The organism is Mesorhizobium subarcticum, from assembly GCF_055456085.1.
In genome coordinates this window covers 1,537,800-1,556,755 of sequence record NZ_CM144237.1, presented here as the reverse complement: position 1 = coordinate 1,556,755, position 18,956 = coordinate 1,537,800, and the positions used below count along the sequence as shown (strand labels likewise).

Here is an 18,956-nt window from a genome sequence, read left to right as displayed (position 1 = left end):
GCGCATTCTGAGCCGTGACAACTCCCGTGGTGATGCTGTCGAATGAGATTCCACCAGAGGCGACATCCATCCCGACGATATTGATCGCCTGGCCGGTCGTGGTGGTGATCGTGTTGGTTGCGGCCGACGATATACCCAGCGTGCTGACGTTGGTGGCATTCAGTCCGATGCCGGAGGTCGTGTTGATAATCAGGCCGCCATTGAAGGCGATCGCCGTGGAAGTGTCGCCGGTCAGGTCGATCGCGTTGGCCGCACCGTGCTGGCGGTGATCTTGCCGCCGAAGGTGGCGCTGCCGCCGGTCATGGCGTTGATCTTCACCGCGCTTGCAGCAGCGGTCTGGTTGATGGTGCCGTTATAGGTGAGGTTCGGCGTCGAAGAGTCGATGTTGAACGCCACGCCGGTCGTGCCGGCGATCGAGCTCGCCGCGTCGAACGTCAACGTGCCGGTGGTGCCGCCGGTGATGCTGACGCCCGTGCCAGCGCTGGTGATGTCGAAATTGGTGAAGGTGCCGGGGCCGGCGAAATTGTTGAGCGAAAGACCGGTGGCGACGCCGCTGACGGTAACGCCCTGGACGGTCAGCCCGGTCACGCCGGACGCGCTGACCCCAGCGCCGGATCCGCCGGAAATGTTGAAATCGAGCAGCGAATTGCCATTGGCCGCCGTCACCACAGAGCCGGCGCCGGAATTGGTCAGCGTCGCCGCGCCGCCGCCCGGGTCCGAAACGACCTGGTCGTGCTGGATGTTGTCGCCGGTGACATTGATCGGAATGCCGCCAAGCGAGAAGGAGCGGCCATTGCCGAAGGAAGCCAGCGTCTGCCCGTCGCTGAGCGAGAAACCGCCCGAAGCGTCGATCGGCGAGCCTTCGTTGACCAGCACGAAGATAGCGGTGCCGTCCGTATCGAGGTCGGCCTGGTTGACCGCAAGCAGGCTCGACGTCGAAGAACCGTCACCCAATGAGCCGACGGCGCCGACGAAAATCACATTCTGCTGGTCGAACAGTTGCGGGCCGCTGAAGGTGGTCGAGCCGAACGCATAATGGCCAAGCGTCTGGTTGAGGCCGCGCGCGTCGAGCGAAGCGGTGCTGCCGGCAATCGAACTGCTGGTGCCGCCGAAGGTGAATTCGGCATTGGCCGAATGGGCCAGCGACCCGGAAATACCGAAGCGCACGCCCGTGTCGACGCCCGAAATCGAACCGCCATTGGTGATGATGATCGTGGCGTCGCCGGTGGTGTCGGAAAGGTCGATGCCGATCGAGCCGGCCGCGGCAGGCCCCGGAGCGGTTATGTTGAGCGACTGCGCCGTGAAGTTCGTCTGGCTGCCGGAGAAGTCGAGCCCGGTGCCGACGCCGAGGCCGGAAATGACGATGTTGCCGGCCACCACCGCGGCGTTGACGCCGCTGAACGACATGCCGTCGGCGCCCGGATTGGCGATGTTGATGTCGCCGAAGCGGATCGTCGCCGGCGAATCGGAAATGGCGATCGCCGATCCCGTCGTGCTGGAAATCGTCGTCGCGCCGTTGACAGTGAAACTGCCGGAGACATGGTCGAGCACCACGCCCGACGTGCCACCGGTCTGCGTGATCGAATCCAGCACCACATGGGCGGTAATCGGATCGATGAAGACGCTGACGCCGTCATCGCCCAGGGCTTTGTTGCCCGAAACCTGGCCGCCGGTGGTGGTGAAGCTTCCGGCGACCGAGGTGCCCTTGACGGTTATTCCGGCATCGTGGTTGTCCAGCGCATTGAGCGTCGCGAAGGTGTAGGTGCCCTGACCAGTGATATCGAGACCGTCGTCGAGATTGCTCTGCAGCAACGTCGTGCCGGTGAAATTGTAGGTGCCGTTGTCTTGGATGTGCAGGCCGTCGAGACCGTTGCCGGTCGCGGTGAATCCGGACGCGCTGACATTGGTCGAGTTGCCGGTGAACTCAGCGCCGTTGGCGCCGGCACCTGTCACCGTGACATTGGTCAGCGTCGTGCCGGTGACGTTGTTGCCGAAGATGCCGTTGGCGCCGCCGGTGATGGTGATGCCGCTCAGCGTGTTGCCGTTGCCCAGCGTGATGACATTGTTGGCGACGTTTGTGCCCTTGATCGTGCCGTCGCTGCCGCCCAGGTTGAAGGTGGCGGTGCCGCCGCCGAAAAGCTTCGCGGTGACGCTCTCGCCGCCGCCGATGACGGTCTGGCCATTCGCCAGCGTCACGCCAGCGGTCGTCAAATTGCCGTTGCCGCCAAGTGCCACCACGAAGCCACCGGTGCCCGCCTGGGCGACCGCACTGTCCAGCGTCGTCGGGGCGGCCAACGTGCCGGTGCCGGCACCCACGCCATCGGCATAATAGAACTTGCCGAACGCCGCATTGGTGGCGGCGTTGATGGCGACGCGCGTGGTCGAGCCGCCGGTGAGCTCCTGCGACTGGACCCTGACGCCGATATCGCCGCGCACGCGCTCGTTGACGCGCTTGCGCAGGCCTTCGCTGACCGGATAGACCGGCTCCGCGTCGCTGATCGCCCCGGTCGTATCCGAGCTATGGCCGGGATTGAACGGAATGTTCAGCCGCACGCTGCCGGCGAACTGGGTGTGGTCGCGATTGTCGTCGCGGACCTCGCCGGCCAGCACTAGCTCGGTTCCGCTGCCGAAGACATCGCCGATCGTGTATTCGAAGCCGGCCTTGGCGCCGGTGACGCTGCCGTCGTCGCCGTGCGGATCCTCGAAATGATAGCCGCCAATGTCGAGCCGCAGCGAATGCTTGTCGGGCAGGTTGATCGGCACCTTTGCGCCAACCTCGCCTTCGATGCCCCAGGCCGCGTAGTCGCGATGGTCGAGCACCGATATCTGTTCGATCAGCTGGTTGCTGACCATCGACAGGGTCGAGGAGGCCGAATGGTCGGTCGAGTCGCCCTTGATCGGTATGAAGACGTTCACATGCGCGTCGAAATTCGGCGTGATCGCCTCGACGCCCAGCGTGCCGGCGGTGAACTGCGTGCTGTTGTAGTTCTCGACGTTGATATAGGCGTAGCCGCCGAGCATCAGGTCGGGGTTGACGATGCGGCGAATGCCAAGGCCGATGTCCTGGCCGGAAGCATCCTTGAAATCGTGCTTGGCCCGGACATCCAGGAACAGCACCGATTCGGCCGTCTGCTTGATCGGGATGAAGCCTTCGAGCGCGGCGTTGCCGCCATTGTTGTCGGCGCCGATGATGGCACGGATCTGCGGCTGCCAGAGCCCGTCCGGATCGGCATGGGCGACAACGCCGGAGAGCCCGAGCGTCAGTGCCGTCAGTGCCGTCGTCTTCCACAACTGTCTTGCAATTTGCGAACGGCGAAAACCGGCGCGCACGTGGAAGCCCTCCCGACGCGCTGCCATCTCACCAACTTGCCGAGACTTCTCGGTAGTTCCCATCCCTGGCGAGTCCTTCTGGGACTTGCACGTCCCGCGTGTGCAAGTTTTTACGCGAATTCTATTGTATAGCGAGTCTGGGGTGCCTCGAATTCATTGAATTCATACTAAAGTTCTTGTCTGTGGCAGGATGGTCACAGTAATTTCGCCGGCTGTCTTGCCGGGACTCCGCCTTTCGCAACGGTTCCCGGTGTAGTATCAAGCCTTTGCTGCGGAAAATACCAGGCCGAAGCGGGGAACTTGGCGGGGCACAGAAGACATGGCATCAATATTAGTACAGACTAATAGAATAGGCCTGACTGCGGGATTTGGCGCCTTGTGGCTGATTTTGGCCGTCGCCGGACCCGTTCTTGCCGAGGATGCCGCCAAACCGGCCCAGGCCAAGGAGGCTCAACCAAAGCCGGCCGACGCCAATCCGTGGGCGGTGAACTGCTCCAGCGGCTCGGCGAATTCCGAGCTTCAATGCCAGGTGTCGCAGAACCTGACCGAGGCCAAGACCGGCCAGCGCGTGCTGACCGTGACCGTGCGCCGCGACAGCAGCAATGGCAGCCTGGCCATGCTGCTCGCTTTGCCGCACGGCCTGTTCCTGCCATCCGGCGCCAGCTACCAGGTCGACCAGGGGCAAAAGGTCGTCATCGCCATCCAGACCAGCGACCAGAACGGCGCCTATGCCGCCACGCCGCTGTCGCCGGAGCTGGTCAAGGCGATGAAGTCGGGAACCAATCTGAACATCGGCATGGAATTGGTCACCCGCAAGCCGGTCACCATCCCGGTATCGCTGGCCGGCTTCACCGCGGCCATCGCCAAGCTGGAATCGATCAAGTAGGGGTTCGGTGGATCGCCAACGTCCACTGATCGGGTGCCTTTGCGATTGGCGGGAACATCAATCACTTCGTCATCCACGGGCGGAGCAAGGAGCGTAGCGACGCGGCGCAGACCCGAGGATCCATGCCGGGACTCTGAAGCGTCACTACGGTCCAGAATTCTGCACCGCTGCACTCTACGGCCGAGGTCGCGGCATGGATCCTCGGGTCTCCGCGACGCCGCTGCGCGGCTGCTCCGCCCGTGGATGACGAAGTTGAGAGGCCTCGCCAGTCTCGAATGTCGCCAATACAAGGCGCCCGCAGACCGTCATCAGCGAGCAACTGACTTGATTGTCTGCACCCGCAATGCTCCCTTGCCGCCTCGGATATCCGGAGAAAACCATGACCGGCTTTGTCGACCGTAAGCGCGCCGCGCATGTGATGGAACGCGCCGGCATCAACGCACTTGTGCTTTCGGCGCCCGAGGCCTTCCACTATGCGACCGGCGCATGGATCGGCCCGGCCGGTCTGTTTCGGCGCGCCGGCGCCGGCTTCGTCGTCATCCCGGCCAGGCAAGATTTGCCGATCGGCATTGTCGTCGCCGACTTCAACGCGGCGCAGCTGCGGCTCGCCACGCCCGAAACAATCGTGCGTTCGCACCCGATCTGGATCGAATCCGCGCCACTGGAGACAGGCGCTCACGGTCTTCTGGCCGAGCGCATCGAGGCCAGCCTTGTCGCGCTTGGTCGCCCGCCGGATTTCTCCCGTCCCGCGACCTTCGATCTCGCCGGCTCGGTGCGCCAGTTGCAGGCCTTGCTCGCCGAGTTCGAACTGGAACGCGCAACGCTAGGCATCGACCTCGACTTTATCCCCGCAGCCGATTTCGCAGCCATCCAGGCGTTGCTGCCGGACTGTCCGATGGTCGACGGTTCACCAATTCTGGACAGGTTGCGGGCCATCAAGTCGCTACGCGAGATCGACCTGCTTCAGCAAGGTATTTTTCTCTCGGAAGCCGGGCTGGAGCGGCTTCAGGTCGATGCCATGGCCGGCATGCGCCAGGCCGACCTCGTCGCGCTCTACCGGAAAGGCGTCGATGAGGCCGCGGCCGGGCTGTCGCATCCGGTGGTGACGGCGGAATATGTGACGCTCGGCGCCCGGGCCAAGGGCGCCGATGCCAGGGCCGTGGCCGGCGATCCGCTGAAATGCGACATGGTCTGCACGGTCGCCAATTATGCCTCCGACATGTCGCGCAACTTCACCTTCGGAGCGCCTTCCGCCGACCAGGCGGAACTGCACGCGATCGCCGAGCGCGCCTTCGATGACGGGCTGGCGGTGCTGATCCCTGGAAACACGCTCGCCCACGTCCACCGCATCACCACCGAGAGCCTCGCCCGACAAGGCCTGCGCTGCTATCGCCGCGGCCATTTCGGCCACAGCGTCGGCCAGTCGGTGTTTTCCGAGCAGTGGCCATTCATTGCAGCCGACAGCGATGTCGTGATCGAAGCGGGCATGGTGCTGGCCTTCGAAATCCCGCTATACATAGACGGCCTCGCCAGCTTCAATCTGGAGGATCAGTTCCTGATCACTGCAGATGGGCCCCAGCCGATGAACCGGCTGCCGAGGCGGCTGGAGAGGATTGGGTAGCAGTGGGCTTCGCTGCCGAGATTGGCCGAGGCCCCTCTCCCTTCGTCATCCACGGGCGGAGCAGGAGCGCAGCGACGCAGCGCAGACCCCAGGTTGCCGACGGGAGAGGTTAACCACTCACCGGCGGCCGTTTATCCCTCCAAGGCATCGCCTGCTCCAGCTGCGCCGACGCCGCCAGCAACGGGCGCGGCAGCTGCGTCGGCGTCGGCGCGATGAAGAGATCGTAGGCGTTGATATCGCCGACAATATCGCGTCCGATCTGCCTGAGTTGCTCGACATCGGAAATGTGCCTGACACCGCTGGTCGAGCGGCCACGCTCGCACACCAAGCTTCGGCGTTGTTATCTCGCCCGCATTCATCCGCCCCTCGGAGATTGCGTGATGATCCAGTAGGTCACCAGACTGCCAAAAATCGGTCTGTAACTATCCTACTTTGCTGTCAAGCGGTGACCGCAAGCCTTTTTGCGCGAGATTCGCACAAATTATTCATCCAATTGTTTCTAATAGGTTTTCTCTACCTTGATCTACATGTTACTTTCCTACATACTCTGAAAAAGCTGGCTGATAAAGTGGACGGCGTTGCCGATGGCAGGGGTGGGCCAGGCGGGCGACATTCCCTTGCGGCACGCAGCGGTTGCAACGTCGCCGGGCGCATGGAACGACAGCGTGCAAACATGGTAAGAGGTCAGGTCGAAAAAGGTGCAGGGAAGATCGACTTGATGAGCGAAGCTGACAGCAGGGAAAGCAGCGCTGGAGATGCGGAGGGGCGCGACCTCAGGCGCATCCCCGACATCATCTCACTGGTCAAGGATTCCTACGCGGAACTGCGCCCGGCCGAACGCCGTGTCGCCGATGTCGTGCTCGACGATGTCAAATACGCCGTCGATGCCTCCAATGCGGCGATTGCCGAACGCGCCGGCGTCAGCGAGCCAACGGTGACCCGGTTCTGCCGCGCCATCGGCTGCGAGGGCGTGCGCGATTTCAAGCTGAAGCTGGCGCAGAGCCTCGTCGTCGGCGCGCTCTATTTGGCCAAGTCGCCAACCGTCAGCAACGACAATGGCATGCCGTTCTGGAACGCCGTCTTCGGCGAAGCGCGCCGGGCGTTGCAGGAGGCCGAACGGCAGATCGACCCGGGTGAGCTGCAGAAGGCCGCCGAACTGATCGCCAGGGCGCGGCAGGTGACCGTCTTCGGCCTCGGTGGCAGCTCGTCGGCGTTGGCGCAAGAGACCCAGTACCGGCTGTTTCGCTACGGCATCACGGTCAGCGCCCAATGCGACCCCTATCTGATGCGCATGACCGCCTCGACCTTGAAGCCCGGCGACCTGGTGATCGCCATTTCGGCGACCGGGCGCACGCGCGAGGTGATCGAGGCCGTCGAACTCGCCAAGCACTATCGCGCCAACGCGATCGCCGTGACCGCGCCTGACACCGATCTTGCACGCGCCTGCGATGTCAGGCTGACGGTGGCGGTATCAGAATATCCCGACACGCTGAAGCCAACGGCCTCGCGCTACGCCTTCCTGGCCGCGATCGACCTTTTGGCGGTGGCCTCCGCCTACAAGCTCGACGGCTCGGCGCGCGAGACGGTGCGCCGCATCAAATACAACGCCCAGATCCACCGCACCGGCAAGGAGATGGAGCCGCTCGGTGATTAGCTCCCTTCTCCCCGTTCACGGGGAGAAGGTGCCGGCAGGCGGATGAGGGGCAGCGCCGGTTTCAACAGTTACCGTTAGACGCATGTAGTAAAGAGGGAAAGAATGCTCGACATCGCACCAACGAAACAGGCCACCGCATGGCTCGACTCCCTGGCGCAGGCGCTCGAAGCCGGCGATGCGACGGCCGCGAGCAACCTGTTCGTCGATGACTGCTACTGGCGCGACCTTCTGACCTTCACCTGGAACGTCACCACCATGGAAGGCCGCGAGGCCATCGCCGACATGATCAAATCAACGTTGGCGACGACAAAACCCAGCGCATGGCAGATCACCGGCGAAGCAACCTCGGACGACGGCACGATCGAAGCCTGGTTCACATTCGAGACGGCGGTGGCATCGGGCCAAGGCATCATGCGCCTGCGCGACGGTCGTTGCCGCACCCTGTTCACGGCCATGACCGACCTGAAAGGGTTCGAGGAGCGCAAGGGCGCGGAGCGACCGCTCGGCGTGCGCCACAAGGCCGACCCCGAGCGCGAGACCTGGTCGGAAGCACGGGCACGCGAAACGCGCGATCTCGGCGCCTCGGAACAACCCTATTGCCTGGTCATCGGCGGCGGCCAGGGCGGCATCATGCTCGGCGCGCGGCTCAGGCAGCTCGGCGTGCCGACCATCGTCATCGAGAAGAACGCGCGCCCGGGCGATTCCTGGCGCAACCGCTACCGCACGCTCGTGCTGCATGATCCGGTCTGGTACGACCATCTGCCCTACATTCCGTTCCCGGAAAACTGGCCTGTCTTCACGCCCAAGGACAAGATGGGCGACTGGCTGGAAATGTACACGCGCGTCATGGAGCTCAACTACTGGGTCGCCACAAAGTGCCTCAGCGCCTCCTATGACGAGACCGCGAAAGAGTGGACCGTGGTGGTCGACCGCGTCGGCCGTCAGATCACCCTGAAGCCCAAGCACATCGTCTTCGCCACCGGCGCCTATGGCCCGCCGCGAAAGATCGACCTGGCGGGCGCGGACCAGTTCAAGGGCGAGCTGCTGCATTCCAGCCAGTATTCGAGCGGCGACAAATTCCGTGGCAAGAAGGTTGCCGTCATCGGCGCGGCCAGTTCGGGGCATGATGTCTGCGTCGATCTCTGGGAAAGCGGCGCCGAGGTCACCATGATCCAGCGCTCGCCGACCACCGTGGTCAAGTCCAGCACGCTGATGGAGGTCGGCTTCGAGATCTTTTCGGAAAGTGCGCTGGCGCGCGGCATCACCACCGAAAAGGCCGACATGATCGTCGCCTCGACACCCTTCGCCCTGGTGCCCAAGGGCCAGCGCGCGCTTTACGAGGTGATCAAGGCGCGCGACGCCGCCTTCTATGATCGGCTGCGCGCCTCGGGCTTCGCCATCGATTTCGGCGACGACGAGACCGGCCTTTTGATGAAGGCCTATCGCACCGGCTCCGGCTATTACATCGATGTCGGCGCCTCGGACCTGATCATCGACGGCAAGATCGGCATCCGCAGCGGCGTCGCCATCAAGTCGCTGACCAAAAACGGCATCCTGTTCGAGGACGGCACCGAGCTCGAGGCCGACGCCATCATCGCCTGCACCGGCTACCAGTCGATGAACGAGAATGTCGCCGCGCTCGTCTCACGCGAGGTCGCCGACAAGGTCGGGCCGTGCTGGGGCCTTGGCTCCGGCGTCAAGGGCGACCCCGGCCCCTGGCAAGGCGAGCTGCGCAACATGTGGAAGCCGACGGCGCAGGAAGCGCTATGGTTCCACGGCGGCAATCTGGCGCTGTCGCGGTTTTATTCGAAATATGTGGCGCTGCAGATCAAGGCGCGGATGGAGGGGATTGCGACGCCGGTTTACGGGAAGCCGAGCAATTCGGGGCGGTGAAGCTTCCGATCTCCCCCCACGAGGGGGAGATCGCCGACATGCCAGAGGGGGGCGCTGTCCCGCCAGCGTCTCAATCCATTCCTATCGCGCCTTCGGACAGGTTTCTTCCCTGTCGCAGTCTGACAAAGGTTCGCGTTCCGGCACGCCCCCCTCTGCCCTGCCGGGCATCTCCCCCACGAGGGGGAGATTGCTAATCACTCATGCCGGTGTCCGAAATGCCGGGCCGCCACCTCGACATGCGTGTGGCTCACATGCGGCTCAAAACGTTCCGTCTCACTCACATCATTGACCGCCTCGTTCGGCCACCAGGTGCCGCCGATGACGATGCCTTCCGATATCAGTCTCTGGTCAGCGACCAGCGAAGCGCCGACCGCATCGACGAAGGTGAAGCGGCCAGAGCGCTGGCGAAGCACGGCGACGTCGCCGACGGTGCCGACCGCCAGCGTGCCGAGGTCCGGCCGCGCGATCGCCTGCGCCGGCGCTTGCGTTGCCGCGCGCAACACCTCGACCAGCGGCATGCCGAGCGCCATCAGCTTCGACATGCAGACCAGAATGTCGAAGGCCGGCCCGTCGACGCAGTAGAGATGCACGTCGCTCGAGATCACGTCCGGCATCAGGCCCTCGGCCAGCATGGCGCGCGCCACCTCGAAATCGAACGAACCCATGCCATGGCCGAGGTCGAAGATGACGCCACGCTCGCGCGCCAGCCGCATGTCGGGCCGCACGGCACCGGAGGCGAACACCGGCGCGTTGGGAAATGGCCGGAAGCAGTGGGTAAGGATGTCGCCCTTGCGCAGGCGCGGCAGCACTTCCGAGCGGCCGGGGGGCGGCTCGTCAATATGCGCCATCAGCGGCAGGCCGGCTCTGTCGGCGGCTTCCAGCGCCAGATCCACCGGCGCAATGCCGCTGGTGCCGCCGGCATGCTTGCCGGAGCGGACTTTCACGCCGACGACGACATCGGCGTGCTCGCGCGCGGCGGCCACCACCTCGCGCGGTTCGCACAGGTTGAGATCGCTGCATTCACCGACCGAAACCGTCTGCGAGAAGCCGAAAATGCCGGCAAAGGAAATGTTGACATAGGCCAGGATGCGCACTTTCGAGCGCTCCATGACATGGCGGCGGAAGCCGAGAAAATTACCGGCGCCAGCACTGCCCGCATCGATGAAGGTGGTGGTGCCGCTTTTGGCCGCAAGCCGGTCGGCATCGACACCGAGCGAGGTGCCGCCCCAGTAGACGTGGCTGTGCAGGTCGACCAGGCCAGGCGCGACGATGCAGCCTGTCGTGTCGACCACCTGATTGGCGCGCTCCGCCGGGATGTCGGCCTCGACCGCGGCGACGCGGCCATTGGCAATGGCGACATCGCGCGGCGCATCGACGCCGGATGCCGGATCGATCAGCCGGCCGCCCTTCAGCAGGAGGTCGAATTGCATGGGGGAAACCTCCGCTTCGCTTTGTCTTTTCTCAGACCGGCCTGTAAGCGACCGCCTCGACCTCGATCTTGATATCGATCATCAGCCGCGATTCCACCGTCGTTCGCGCCGGCGGGTTCTTCGGAAAATGCCTGGCATAGACGGCGTTGAAGGCGCCGAAATCGCGTGCGTCCTCCAGCCACACGGTGGTCTTCACCACATCGTCCAAAGTGCAGCCGGCGAGCGCCAGTGCTGCCTTCACATTGGCAAGCACCTGCTCGGTCTGTTCCGTGATGCCGCCTTTGACCACGATGCCGTCGCTGACCGGAACCTGGCCAGAGATATAGACGAAGTCGCCGGCGCGCACGGCGGGCGACAGCGGCACATGGGACGTTCCAAAAGTCTGCTTGGGCAAGGGATGATCTCCTGTGATGACATGGCTGGGCGGTGTGGCGGCGCCCGCTTCGGTCAAGATTTACCGCGATAGCGGCGATCCCGATAGGGCCCTTGTTGGAAAGCAACATTCATTCTTCGAAATCCATGTTGCTTTATTACAAGAGCGCTTGCATCGTGCGCGCTTGCCGGACGGCCTTGCGGCCGCGCCGGGCCGACGCCATTGCAAGACCGGAGAACCCGAGAAATGACCTTCGACAAGAACCCGTTTCCATCAGGCGACGCCGACCGCCACGCGCTGTGGGAGATGCTGGTGCGGCGCGACATCGACGCCTTCATCGGCCAGGACTGGTCAATGGTCGAGAATGATTTCATCGCCGAAAGCTTCTTCGGCATGCATGCGCATTTCCTGCCCAATGCCGACGCCTGGCGGCTGCAATTCCCACGCCTGGAGATCTATCGCGACGAGTGGCTGCGCCAGGCCAAGGAAACGGCCGCGACCAAATTCGCCGAGCCGTTGCGCGAGGCGATTTTCCGCGTCACCAATCTGCGCGACATCGATGTCGACGGCGACCGCGCGGTGCTGCACAAGAAATTCGACGGCTCCATCGCCAAGGCCGACGGCAGCGTCGACCGGCTGAAGTGGCAGACGCTGTATTTCTGCAGGAAGGTCGAAGGTAGCTGGAAGATCGCCGGCTTCGTCGGCTACATGCCTTATCCGCTGGGAGCCTAGCGCTTCCGGGTCGTTGAGCCCGGTCCAACCAGCACCGCGGCGCGGTAGGCCGGGTTGCCGTACCATGCCATCCGGTCCAGTTCCGCCGCCATTATCGGGAGGTCGACGACATCAGTCTTCTGTTCCAGCCGGTCGGGCTCGATCCACGGGTCGTTGAGGAAATAGATGCCGCCGCCATGACCGTGGACGAGCACCCAGTGCGGGCAGGTATAGCCCATCATCGGCGCCTGATCGATCAGCACCAGCGCCAGCAAGCCGCGATCGAGCGCCTGGGCGATCTCTTCGACGGCAAAGGCTCGGGGCTCGATCGGCACCGATGCGGCTTCGACGTCGTGCTTGAAGCCGGTCTGAACGAAGCTCATCAGGCCGCGCCTTTCCTCCGAGGCGGCACGGTCGAGGAAGATCGGCTCGGCACTGCTCATGAACACCTCGACCCTCAAGCCCCGACGATGTGCAGCCAGCGCCAGGCCGTAGGGGTCGCAGCCGCCCGGGCCGCTCGGGCCGATGATGGTGGTGGCCTCGCGCCAGAGCTCGACCTCCAGCGCCCGGTCCGGCAGCAAGGCCGGATCGAGGCCGGCCATGGTCATGGCGAGCGCCGATGACCCGCAGGTGAAGCCCGCAGTCTGCGGCCAGGAGGGTGGTGTCGCCTCCTGCAGGCGGGACGGTTCGATGCCGATCCAGCGTTGCAGGAAACCGTCCCGGCGCTCCCACTGGCCGCCGATGCGCAGCACCGTCGCCTCATCCGCGCGCAGGCACAGCACTTCCTGCTCGAACGCCTCTTTCTCCAGCGTCTCCAGAAGGAGGGGACCGTCAGTCGCAACGAAGCTGGTGGCGGACCAGAACAGAGCGATGCGCATCATCGCCGCCGCCGGCCGGCGCTGGCCGAACACGATCGCCTCCGGGCGGCCATCGCTGTATTGAGCCACGCCGGTGACGCCGGCGATCTTCTGCAGCGCCGCCAGGCGATCGCCGATCTCCGCCGGCACCGCCGCCCCCAGGCCTGCCCAGACGGCTGCATCTTCGACTGTGAAGACTGTCAGGCTGGCCCTGCTGGTCAGCAGCGAAGCTGGCATGGGGTCATCTCCGTTCAAACCAAGACCGGCCGGGCGTCCGGCAACGTCATGATTTAGCGGCAGCAGGCCTTAACGATCAGTAGAGCGTGACGAAGGCCGGAAACAGCAGGCCGGCCTCGCGGAAATACTCGATCAGCTCGATGGCTGGGAAGATGGCGAGGAAATAGAGCCCGTCAAAAAAAGTACGCTTGAGCGCGCGTGTCGAGAACTCCATCTGTTCACCGTCACGGTAGATTAGCGGGTTTGGCCAAAACCGCGGCGTTCTCTTGGTGTAGGCCAGATAGGCTGGGCCGAACTTGCCAAGCAGGTATGCGGCCTCCTTGCGCGCGGTGACGCGGAAGATCAGGAAGCTGGCGAGGCCTAGCACCAAAGCTGCCAGCACCGAGCCATAGAGCAAACCGATGCCGACCGCGCCGACCGTCGAGAAGAAGTAGAGCGGGTTCTGGCTCATCGAGAACGGTCCCGACGAAACCAGTTCCTCGTTCTTCTTGCCGCCGACGTAGAGAATGCTCCACAGCCGCCCGGCAACGCAGGCGAGCACCAGGCAAAAGCCGAAGAATTCCAGCATTTCGTGCCCGTTCGACCCCTCGCTGAGCGCCGGCTTGGTGAGAAACAGAAGCAGCACCGCGAGCACGGCCGCCACCCGCACGAAGATCAGCCGCTTGCGCTGCACGAAAGCGTGTGAGACCGGCTTGAGGGACGCGTAGGTCATTCGTGTTTCCTGAGGCACTCTTCGCGAGTTCGGCACTGGGGCGCGCCATTGATGGCGGATGCAAGGCGACCACCTTCTATCGGCGCAGCGGACCACGTTCGTAAAGACCTTTTGCGCCAACCGCGCCCTTCCTTACGAATTTGTATGCCGCCGGACAGGCTGGCGTGAAGTCGCTTGCCTAGTGTCTGGATGCCGGATTGCTTCCGCCGGCCGGCCCGCAACCATCGACCTCGGGACTTCAGCCATGCTCGCTCCCAACACGCACCCGGCCGCTCCCAGCCACAACCGGGTTCCGGACGTCACCCTCGATTTCTGGCTGATCAAGCTGATGGCGGTGACCATGGGCGAGACGGCGGCCGATTACCTCGCCGTCAACCTCGGGCTCGGGCTGACAGTCACCTCGCTGATCATGACCGGCGTGCTCATGGTCGCTCTGGTCCTGCAGTTCGCGCAGAAACGCTACGTGCCTTGGGCCTACTGGCTGGCGGTGGTGCTGATCAGCGTCGTCGGCACGCTGATCACCGACAACCTCGTCGACAATTTCGGCGTGCGCCTGCAGACCACGACAATCGCTTTCTCGGTAGCACTCGTGGCGACTTTCGCGGTCTGGTACGCCAGCGAGCGGACGCTTTCGATCCACACCATCGTCACCACTCGCCGCGAGATCTTCTACTGGCTGGCGATCCTGTTCACCTTCTCGCTCGGCACCGCCGCCGGCGACCTTGTCGCCGAGAGCTTCGACATGGGTCATCTCGCCTCAGGCCTGATATTCGGCGGCGTCATCGTGCTGGTTGCGCTCGCCTACTACCTCATTCATCTGGACGCCATCCTGGCCTTCTGGCTCGCCTATATCCTGACGCGGCCGCTTGGCGCCTCCTTCGGCGATCTCTTGTCGCAGCCGGCTGAACATGGCGGCTTCGGCTTCGGCACCACCTTCACCAGCCTGATCTTCCTTGGCTGCATCATTGCGCTTGTTCTCGTTATGACGATGCGGAACAACGCCGACGAACTCGACGAAATCCTGCTCGAATCAGACTGAACCTCCGCTACGGGAAGCAAAACTGCCCAGCCCCGCGACCATCCTAGGAACAAGCCCGCGCCGGTGATAGCCTGTCCCCAGTATCGGCAAATGAACCGGAACAGCGATGCGACTTCTTCTCGTCGAGGACGACCACAGGACGGCCGACTACATCGTCAAGGGACTGACCGAGGCCGGCCATGTCTGCGACCTCCTGCGCAACGGGCATGACGCGCTTTTCGCCGCGACCCGAGGCAATTACGACGTGATCGTCGCCGACCGCATGATTCCGGGCCTCGACGGCCTGTCGATGGTCAAGGCGGTCCGCGCCGCCGGCGTCCGGACGCCGGCGATCTTCCTGACATCCATCGGCGGCGTCGACGATCGCGTTGAAGGCCTCGAGGCCGGCGGCGACGACTATCTGGTCAAGCCCTTCGCCTTTTCAGAACTTCTCGCCCGCATCAACGCGCTTGGCCGCCGTCCAGCGGCGCAGGAGCAGAAGACGACCCTGCGGGTCGCCGACCTCGAAATGGACCTGATCATGCGCCGCGTCACCCGTCAGGACCAGGTGATCGACCTGCAGCCACGGGAATTCAGCCTGCTCGAAGTGCTGATGCGCGGCGAAGGCCGCGTCATCACCCGCACCATGCTTCTGGAACGCGTCTGGGATTTTCACTTCGACCCCCGGACCAGCGTTGTCGAAACCCATATCAGCCGGCTGCGCGCCAAGGTCGACAAGCCGTTCGAGACCCAGCTAATCCACACCATACGCAACACCGGCTACAGCCTGCACGCACCGCTTCCATCATGATCGGAACCTGGACCCGCCTGCTGCGCAGCACGCCCTTCCGGCTCGCGCTGACATTCGGCTTCCTGTTCACGCTGGCCTTCCTCCTGTCGGGTGCCATCGTCTACGAGATGATGAGCGCCGACCTCGCCGAGCGGCTCGACGAGACCATCAAGGAAACCTATTCCGTCGTCGCCGCGACCTATACCGACGATGATCGCAAGGAGTTGGTGGAGACGGTCGAAAGCCACTCCGTGCGCAGCCCGAAGAAAGACCAGCTGTTTTCGCTGACCGACCCGGCCGGGAACCACCTGGCCGGTAACTTCACCGCCGCCGGGCTTCCCGATGGGTTCTCCGCCTTCGACGCCGTCTTGCCAGGCGTCCCCCCTAATACGGAGTATCGCGCCTTTTCCGGCTCGGTCGGCGGCAACACCCTGACGGTCGCCTTCAGCCTTTCCGAAACGGAGGAGCTGGAAACGGTGGCGATGATGAGCTTCGGCTGGGCAACCCTGATCATCACCGGCCTGGCGGTTACCGGTGGCGCACTGCTTGCCTCGCGTGTCCAGCGCCGGCTCGACGGCATTGCCGCGACCATGGTCGATGTCTCGCATGGCCGGCTCGATACCCGCATTCCGCTGACCGGCAAGGGCGACGACATCGACATCGTCTCCAGCCAGATCAATGCGGCGCTCGACCGATTGTCGGGATTGGTCGAAGGCATGAAGCAGGTCAGCGCCAACATCGCGCACGATCTAAAGACGCCGCTGAACCGGCTCCAGATGATCCTGGATGTCGCGTCGCGCAAGACCGCCGCTGGCCAGCAGGTCTCGGACGACCTGGCGGAAGCACAAGCCGAAGGCGTCCAGATCAACGAGACCTTCGACGCCTTGCTGCGCATCGCGCAGATCGAGGCCGGCGCACGCAAGGCGCGCTTCACCGATGTCGACCTCGGCGAGATCCTGCAGACCATTGCCGAGATCTACACCGACGTGGCCGAGGACGATGGAAAATCCCTGTCATCGACCCAGCGCCACGAAACGGCGGACCGGATCCATGGCGATCGCGAGCTGCTGACGCAGATGTTCGCCAATCTGGTCGAGAACGCGTTGCGCCATGGTCCACCCGGCACGACGATCAGACTATCGGTGACGCGCCAGGGCCGGCGTATCCTTGCCACCGTTGCCGACAACGGCCCTGGCATCCCCGCGGACGAGCGTGAGAAAGTGTTCCAGCGGCTTTATCGGCTGGATCACAGCCGCTCGACACCGGGCAGCGGCCTCGGCCTCAGTCTTGTCAGGGCCATTGCCGATCTGCACGGCGCATCCATTGCCCTTGACGACTGCACGCCCGGTCTTGCTGTCGTGGTTAGTTTTCCCCTGGCAACTGATTAGCTGGCAAATGCACCGCCTTGCCCGCCGCAACACCGCCGGGTCCCTCGCGGCCCGGCCTCTCCACTGCGGCAAGATCACCATATCCAGAACAGGTAGGACCGCTCGTCGACGACGGCAGGGTACCGGGACATGATCAGCAGCAAGCAGACCATGGCCAGCAGCGCCGCGGGCATGGCGACACGGATCCAGGAGGCTGAGGAATGGCGACGACCCTGCATGACGAACTCCCTGCGCGACTGGCTTTCGACGCCGGGGACCCAGGCTGCCGCAGCATGTCATGGGCGACTATGCCTGATGGAGAGTACGGACGCCTTGCCGCGTTTTTACAAATCGGTAAGAGCCGGCCCTCAACGGTCGATCCGCGTCGACAGGATGATCGACGACGAGGTCCGCTCGACCCCATCCATGGCGCCGATCCGGTCGAGCAGTGCGTCGAGGTCGCGGATCGACGGTGCGTCGACGATGACGATCATGTCGAAATTGCCGCTGACCGAGTGCAGCGTCCTGACCGACGGCAGCGCCTGCAGCGCCCGCACCACCTTGTCGGCAAGCTTCGGCGTCACCGTAAGCAGCACATGCGCCTTGACCAGCCCCTGCTCATAGTCCGCGGAGAGCTTGACGCCATAGCCTGATATGATGCCGCGCTGCTCCAGCCGCTCGATCCGGCTCTGCACCGTCGTGCGCGACACGCCGAGCTGCCGCGCCAGTTCGGCGGTCGAGGCGCGGGCGTTGGCACGCAGCAGGGAAAGCAGCGCCAGTTCGGCTTCACTGAGCATTTCGACGAATCCCTTCGGCAGATCGACTGGAATTGGGGTTCACTCTGCCAGATTTCACGCTTCTTTTCGACAGGCAAGCTGCGATGATTCCTGCGAACACAGATGGCAGGGATATTTTGATCATGAACAGGATTGTTATCGTCGGAGCCGGCAAGATTGGCTCGACCATTGCCGAAATGCTCGCCGCAACGGGCGACTACCGCGTTACCCTTGTCGACCGCTCGGCGGCACAACTCGCCGCGGCCGAAGTGCCAGCCGGCGTCGAGACGCTTGAGCTCGACATCGCAGCATCAGGCGCTCTGGAAGCAGCGCTCGCCGGCAAATTCGCGGTGCTGAGCGCCGCCCCCTTCCATCTCACCACGCGCATCGCCGAAGCGGCCGCAAGTGCTGGCGTGCATTACCTCGACCTTACCGAAGACGTCGTCTCGACCCGCCGCGTCAAGGAACTGGCACGCACGGCCAAGAGCGCCTTCATCCCGCAATGCGGGCTGGCGCCGGGCTTCATCTCGATCGTCGCCAATAATCTCGCCAGCCGCTTCGATACGCTGGAAAGCGTGCGCATGCGCGTCGGTGCCCTGCCGCAATACCCGTCCAACGCGCTGAACTACAACCTGACCTGGAGCACCGACGGCGTCATCAACGAATATTGCGAGCCTTGCGAAGCGATCGTCGAGGGCGAGCTGATCGAAGTACCGCCGCTGGAGGAGCGCGAGGAATTCTCGCTCGACGGCGTCACTTACGAGGCATTCAACACGTCGGGTGGTCTGGGCACTCTGGCCGAGACGCTGAAGGGCAAGGTGCGCACGCTGAACTACCGCACCATCCGCTACCCCGGCCACGCCGCGATCATGAAGGCGCTGCTCAACGATCTCGGCCTGCGTCACCGCCGCGAGGTGCTGAAGGACATCTTTGAGAGCGCCCTGCCGGCAACGCTGCAAGATGTGGTTATCGTCTTCGTCACCGTCTCCGGCCGCCGCAATGGCCGCCTGCTGCAGGAAACCTATGCCAACAAGATCTATTCGCAGCGCGTCGGCAACCAGGTGCGCAGCGCCATCCAGATCACCACCGCTTCCGGAATCTGTGCTGTGCTGGACATGCTGGCCGACGGCAGCCTGCCGGCGACCGGTTTCGTCAAGCAGGAAGAGATCGCGCTGGACGCATTTCTCGCCAACCGCTTTGGGCGGGCGTACGCGCAGCATGAGATGGTGAGCCGGCTCGCGAGCTGAGCGGACGCCTCTTCCTTTCTACTCCGTTGATGGGCTCGCGCCTTTCCTCTCCCC

General features: G+C 63.9%; 19 protein-coding genes. 11 read left to right on the top strand and 8 right to left on the bottom strand.

What is annotated here, in order from left to right:
- Window positions 1-26 precede the first annotated feature (26 nt).
- On the top strand, window positions 27-269 hold the full coding sequence (locus ACZYHG_RS07435) for a hypothetical protein (RefSeq protein WP_464613224.1): 243 nt from the start codon (window positions 27-29) through the stop codon (window positions 267-269).
- Here ACZYHG_RS07435 and ACZYHG_RS07430 read toward each other — a convergent pair.
- Window positions 232-3,357 (bottom strand): beta strand repeat-containing protein, encoded by a 3,126-nt coding sequence (locus ACZYHG_RS07430; RefSeq protein WP_464613223.1) that lies wholly within the window; start codon window positions 3,355-3,357, stop codon window positions 232-234. The two genes, ACZYHG_RS07435 and ACZYHG_RS07430, sit on opposite strands and share 38 nt — an antisense overlap.
- A 349-nt stretch (window positions 3,358-3,706) precedes the next feature.
- Here ACZYHG_RS07430 and ACZYHG_RS07425 point away from each other — a divergent pair, with 349 nt between their 5' ends.
- Together ACZYHG_RS07425 and ACZYHG_RS07420 are read left to right on the top strand one after the other, a co-directional pair.
- Complete coding sequence (locus ACZYHG_RS07425; protein ID WP_464613222.1) at window positions 3,707-4,216, top strand: invasion associated locus B family protein; 510 nt, start codon at window positions 3,707-3,709, stop codon at window positions 4,214-4,216.
- 379 nt (window positions 4,217-4,595) lie between these two features.
- The gene (locus tag ACZYHG_RS07420; RefSeq protein ID WP_464613221.1) at window positions 4,596-5,837 is read left to right on the top strand and encodes a M24 family metallopeptidase; all 1,242 of its coding nucleotides are present in this window, start codon (window positions 4,596-4,598) and stop codon (window positions 5,835-5,837) included.
- A 109-nt stretch (window positions 5,838-5,946) separates the two neighbouring features.
- On the opposite strand, the gene ACZYHG_RS07415 is transcribed toward ACZYHG_RS07420, so the two are convergent.
- Window positions 5,947-6,162, bottom strand: coding sequence for a hypothetical protein (locus tag ACZYHG_RS07415; RefSeq protein ID WP_464613220.1), 216 nt, complete (start codon window positions 6,160-6,162; stop codon window positions 5,947-5,949).
- A 393-nt stretch (window positions 6,163-6,555) separates the two neighbouring features.
- Between ACZYHG_RS07415 and ACZYHG_RS07410 the strand changes: the two genes are divergently transcribed.
- Complete coding sequence (locus ACZYHG_RS07410) at window positions 6,556-7,491, top strand: MurR/RpiR family transcriptional regulator (protein ID WP_464613219.1); 936 nt, start codon at window positions 6,556-6,558, stop codon at window positions 7,489-7,491.
- A 102-nt stretch (window positions 7,492-7,593) separates the two neighbouring features.
- Entirely contained in the window at window positions 7,594-9,384 is a 1,791-nt protein-coding gene (locus ACZYHG_RS07405) for an NAD(P)-binding domain-containing protein (protein ID WP_464613218.1), read from the top strand.
- Between the two features lie 194 nt (window positions 9,385-9,578).
- Here ACZYHG_RS07405 and ACZYHG_RS07400 read toward each other — a convergent pair whose 3' ends face one another.
- Window positions 9,579-10,814 carry an amidohydrolase/deacetylase family metallohydrolase gene (locus ACZYHG_RS07400; RefSeq protein ID WP_464613217.1) on the bottom strand — a complete coding sequence of 412 codons (1,236 nt, stop codon included), beginning with the start codon at window positions 10,812-10,814 and terminating at the stop codon, window positions 9,579-9,581.
- 31 nt (window positions 10,815-10,845) lie between these two features.
- Window positions 10,846-11,208 carry a RidA family protein gene (locus ACZYHG_RS07395; protein WP_464613216.1) on the bottom strand — a complete coding sequence of 121 codons (363 nt, stop codon included), beginning with the start codon at window positions 11,206-11,208 and terminating at the stop codon, window positions 10,846-10,848.
- Window positions 11,209-11,224: 16 nt separating this feature from the next.
- On the opposite strand from ACZYHG_RS07395, the gene ACZYHG_RS07390 reads away from it, so the two are divergent.
- Both ACZYHG_RS07390 and ACZYHG_RS07385 read left to right on the top strand, forming a co-directional pair.
- On the top strand, window positions 11,225-11,437 hold the full coding sequence (locus ACZYHG_RS07390) for a hypothetical protein (RefSeq protein WP_464613215.1): 213 nt from the start codon (window positions 11,225-11,227) through the stop codon (window positions 11,435-11,437).
- On the top strand, window positions 11,434-11,919 hold the full coding sequence (locus tag ACZYHG_RS07385) for a hypothetical protein (protein WP_464613214.1): 486 nt from the start codon (window positions 11,434-11,436) through the stop codon (window positions 11,917-11,919). Before ACZYHG_RS07390 ends, ACZYHG_RS07385 begins: the two co-directional genes overlap by 4 nt.
- Here ACZYHG_RS07385 and ACZYHG_RS07380 read toward each other — a convergent pair.
- Both ACZYHG_RS07380 and ACZYHG_RS07375 read right to left on the bottom strand, forming a co-directional pair.
- A complete protein-coding gene (locus ACZYHG_RS07380) occupies window positions 11,916-12,992 on the bottom strand; it encodes a peptidase C39 family protein (RefSeq protein ID WP_464613213.1) in 1,077 nt (358 codons plus the stop codon). The genes ACZYHG_RS07385 and ACZYHG_RS07380 overlap by 4 nt on opposite strands.
- A 76-nt stretch (window positions 12,993-13,068) precedes the next feature.
- On the bottom strand, window positions 13,069-13,704 hold the full coding sequence (locus ACZYHG_RS07375; RefSeq protein WP_464613212.1) for a methyltransferase family protein: 636 nt from the start codon (window positions 13,702-13,704) through the stop codon (window positions 13,069-13,071).
- Window positions 13,705-13,948: 244 nt separating this feature from the next.
- Between ACZYHG_RS07375 and ACZYHG_RS07370 the strand changes: the two genes are divergently transcribed.
- The 3 genes from ACZYHG_RS07370 (at window position 13,949) to ACZYHG_RS07360 (ending at window position 16,900) form a co-directional block, all read left to right on the top strand.
- A complete protein-coding gene (locus tag ACZYHG_RS07370) occupies window positions 13,949-14,743 on the top strand; it encodes a COG4705 family protein (RefSeq protein ID WP_464613211.1) in 795 nt (264 codons plus the stop codon).
- Window positions 14,744-14,849: 106 nt separating this feature from the next.
- The gene (locus tag ACZYHG_RS07365; protein WP_464613210.1) at window positions 14,850-15,533 is read left to right on the top strand and encodes a winged helix-turn-helix domain-containing protein; all 684 of its coding nucleotides are present in this window, start codon (window positions 14,850-14,852) and stop codon (window positions 15,531-15,533) included.
- Complete coding sequence (locus ACZYHG_RS07360; RefSeq protein WP_464613209.1) at window positions 15,530-16,900, top strand: sensor histidine kinase; 1,371 nt, start codon at window positions 15,530-15,532, stop codon at window positions 16,898-16,900. The genes ACZYHG_RS07365 and ACZYHG_RS07360 overlap by 4 nt, the downstream gene beginning before the upstream one ends.
- A 74-nt stretch (window positions 16,901-16,974) precedes the next feature.
- Here the strand turns inward: ACZYHG_RS07360 and ACZYHG_RS07355 are convergent, their stop codons facing one another.
- Complete coding sequence (locus ACZYHG_RS07355) at window positions 16,975-17,118, bottom strand: hypothetical protein (RefSeq protein ID WP_464613208.1); 144 nt, start codon at window positions 17,116-17,118, stop codon at window positions 16,975-16,977.
- A gap of 129 nt (window positions 17,119-17,247) precedes the next feature.
- On the bottom strand, window positions 17,248-17,676 hold the full coding sequence (locus ACZYHG_RS07350; RefSeq protein WP_464613207.1) for an Lrp/AsnC family transcriptional regulator: 429 nt from the start codon (window positions 17,674-17,676) through the stop codon (window positions 17,248-17,250).
- Between the two features lie 32 nt (window positions 17,677-17,708).
- On the opposite strand from ACZYHG_RS07350, the gene ACZYHG_RS07345 reads away from it, so the two are divergent.
- A complete protein-coding gene (locus ACZYHG_RS07345) occupies window positions 17,709-18,902 on the top strand; it encodes a saccharopine dehydrogenase family protein (RefSeq protein ID WP_464613206.1) in 1,194 nt (397 codons plus the stop codon).
- The last annotated feature ends 54 nt before the right edge of the window (window positions 18,903-18,956 follow it).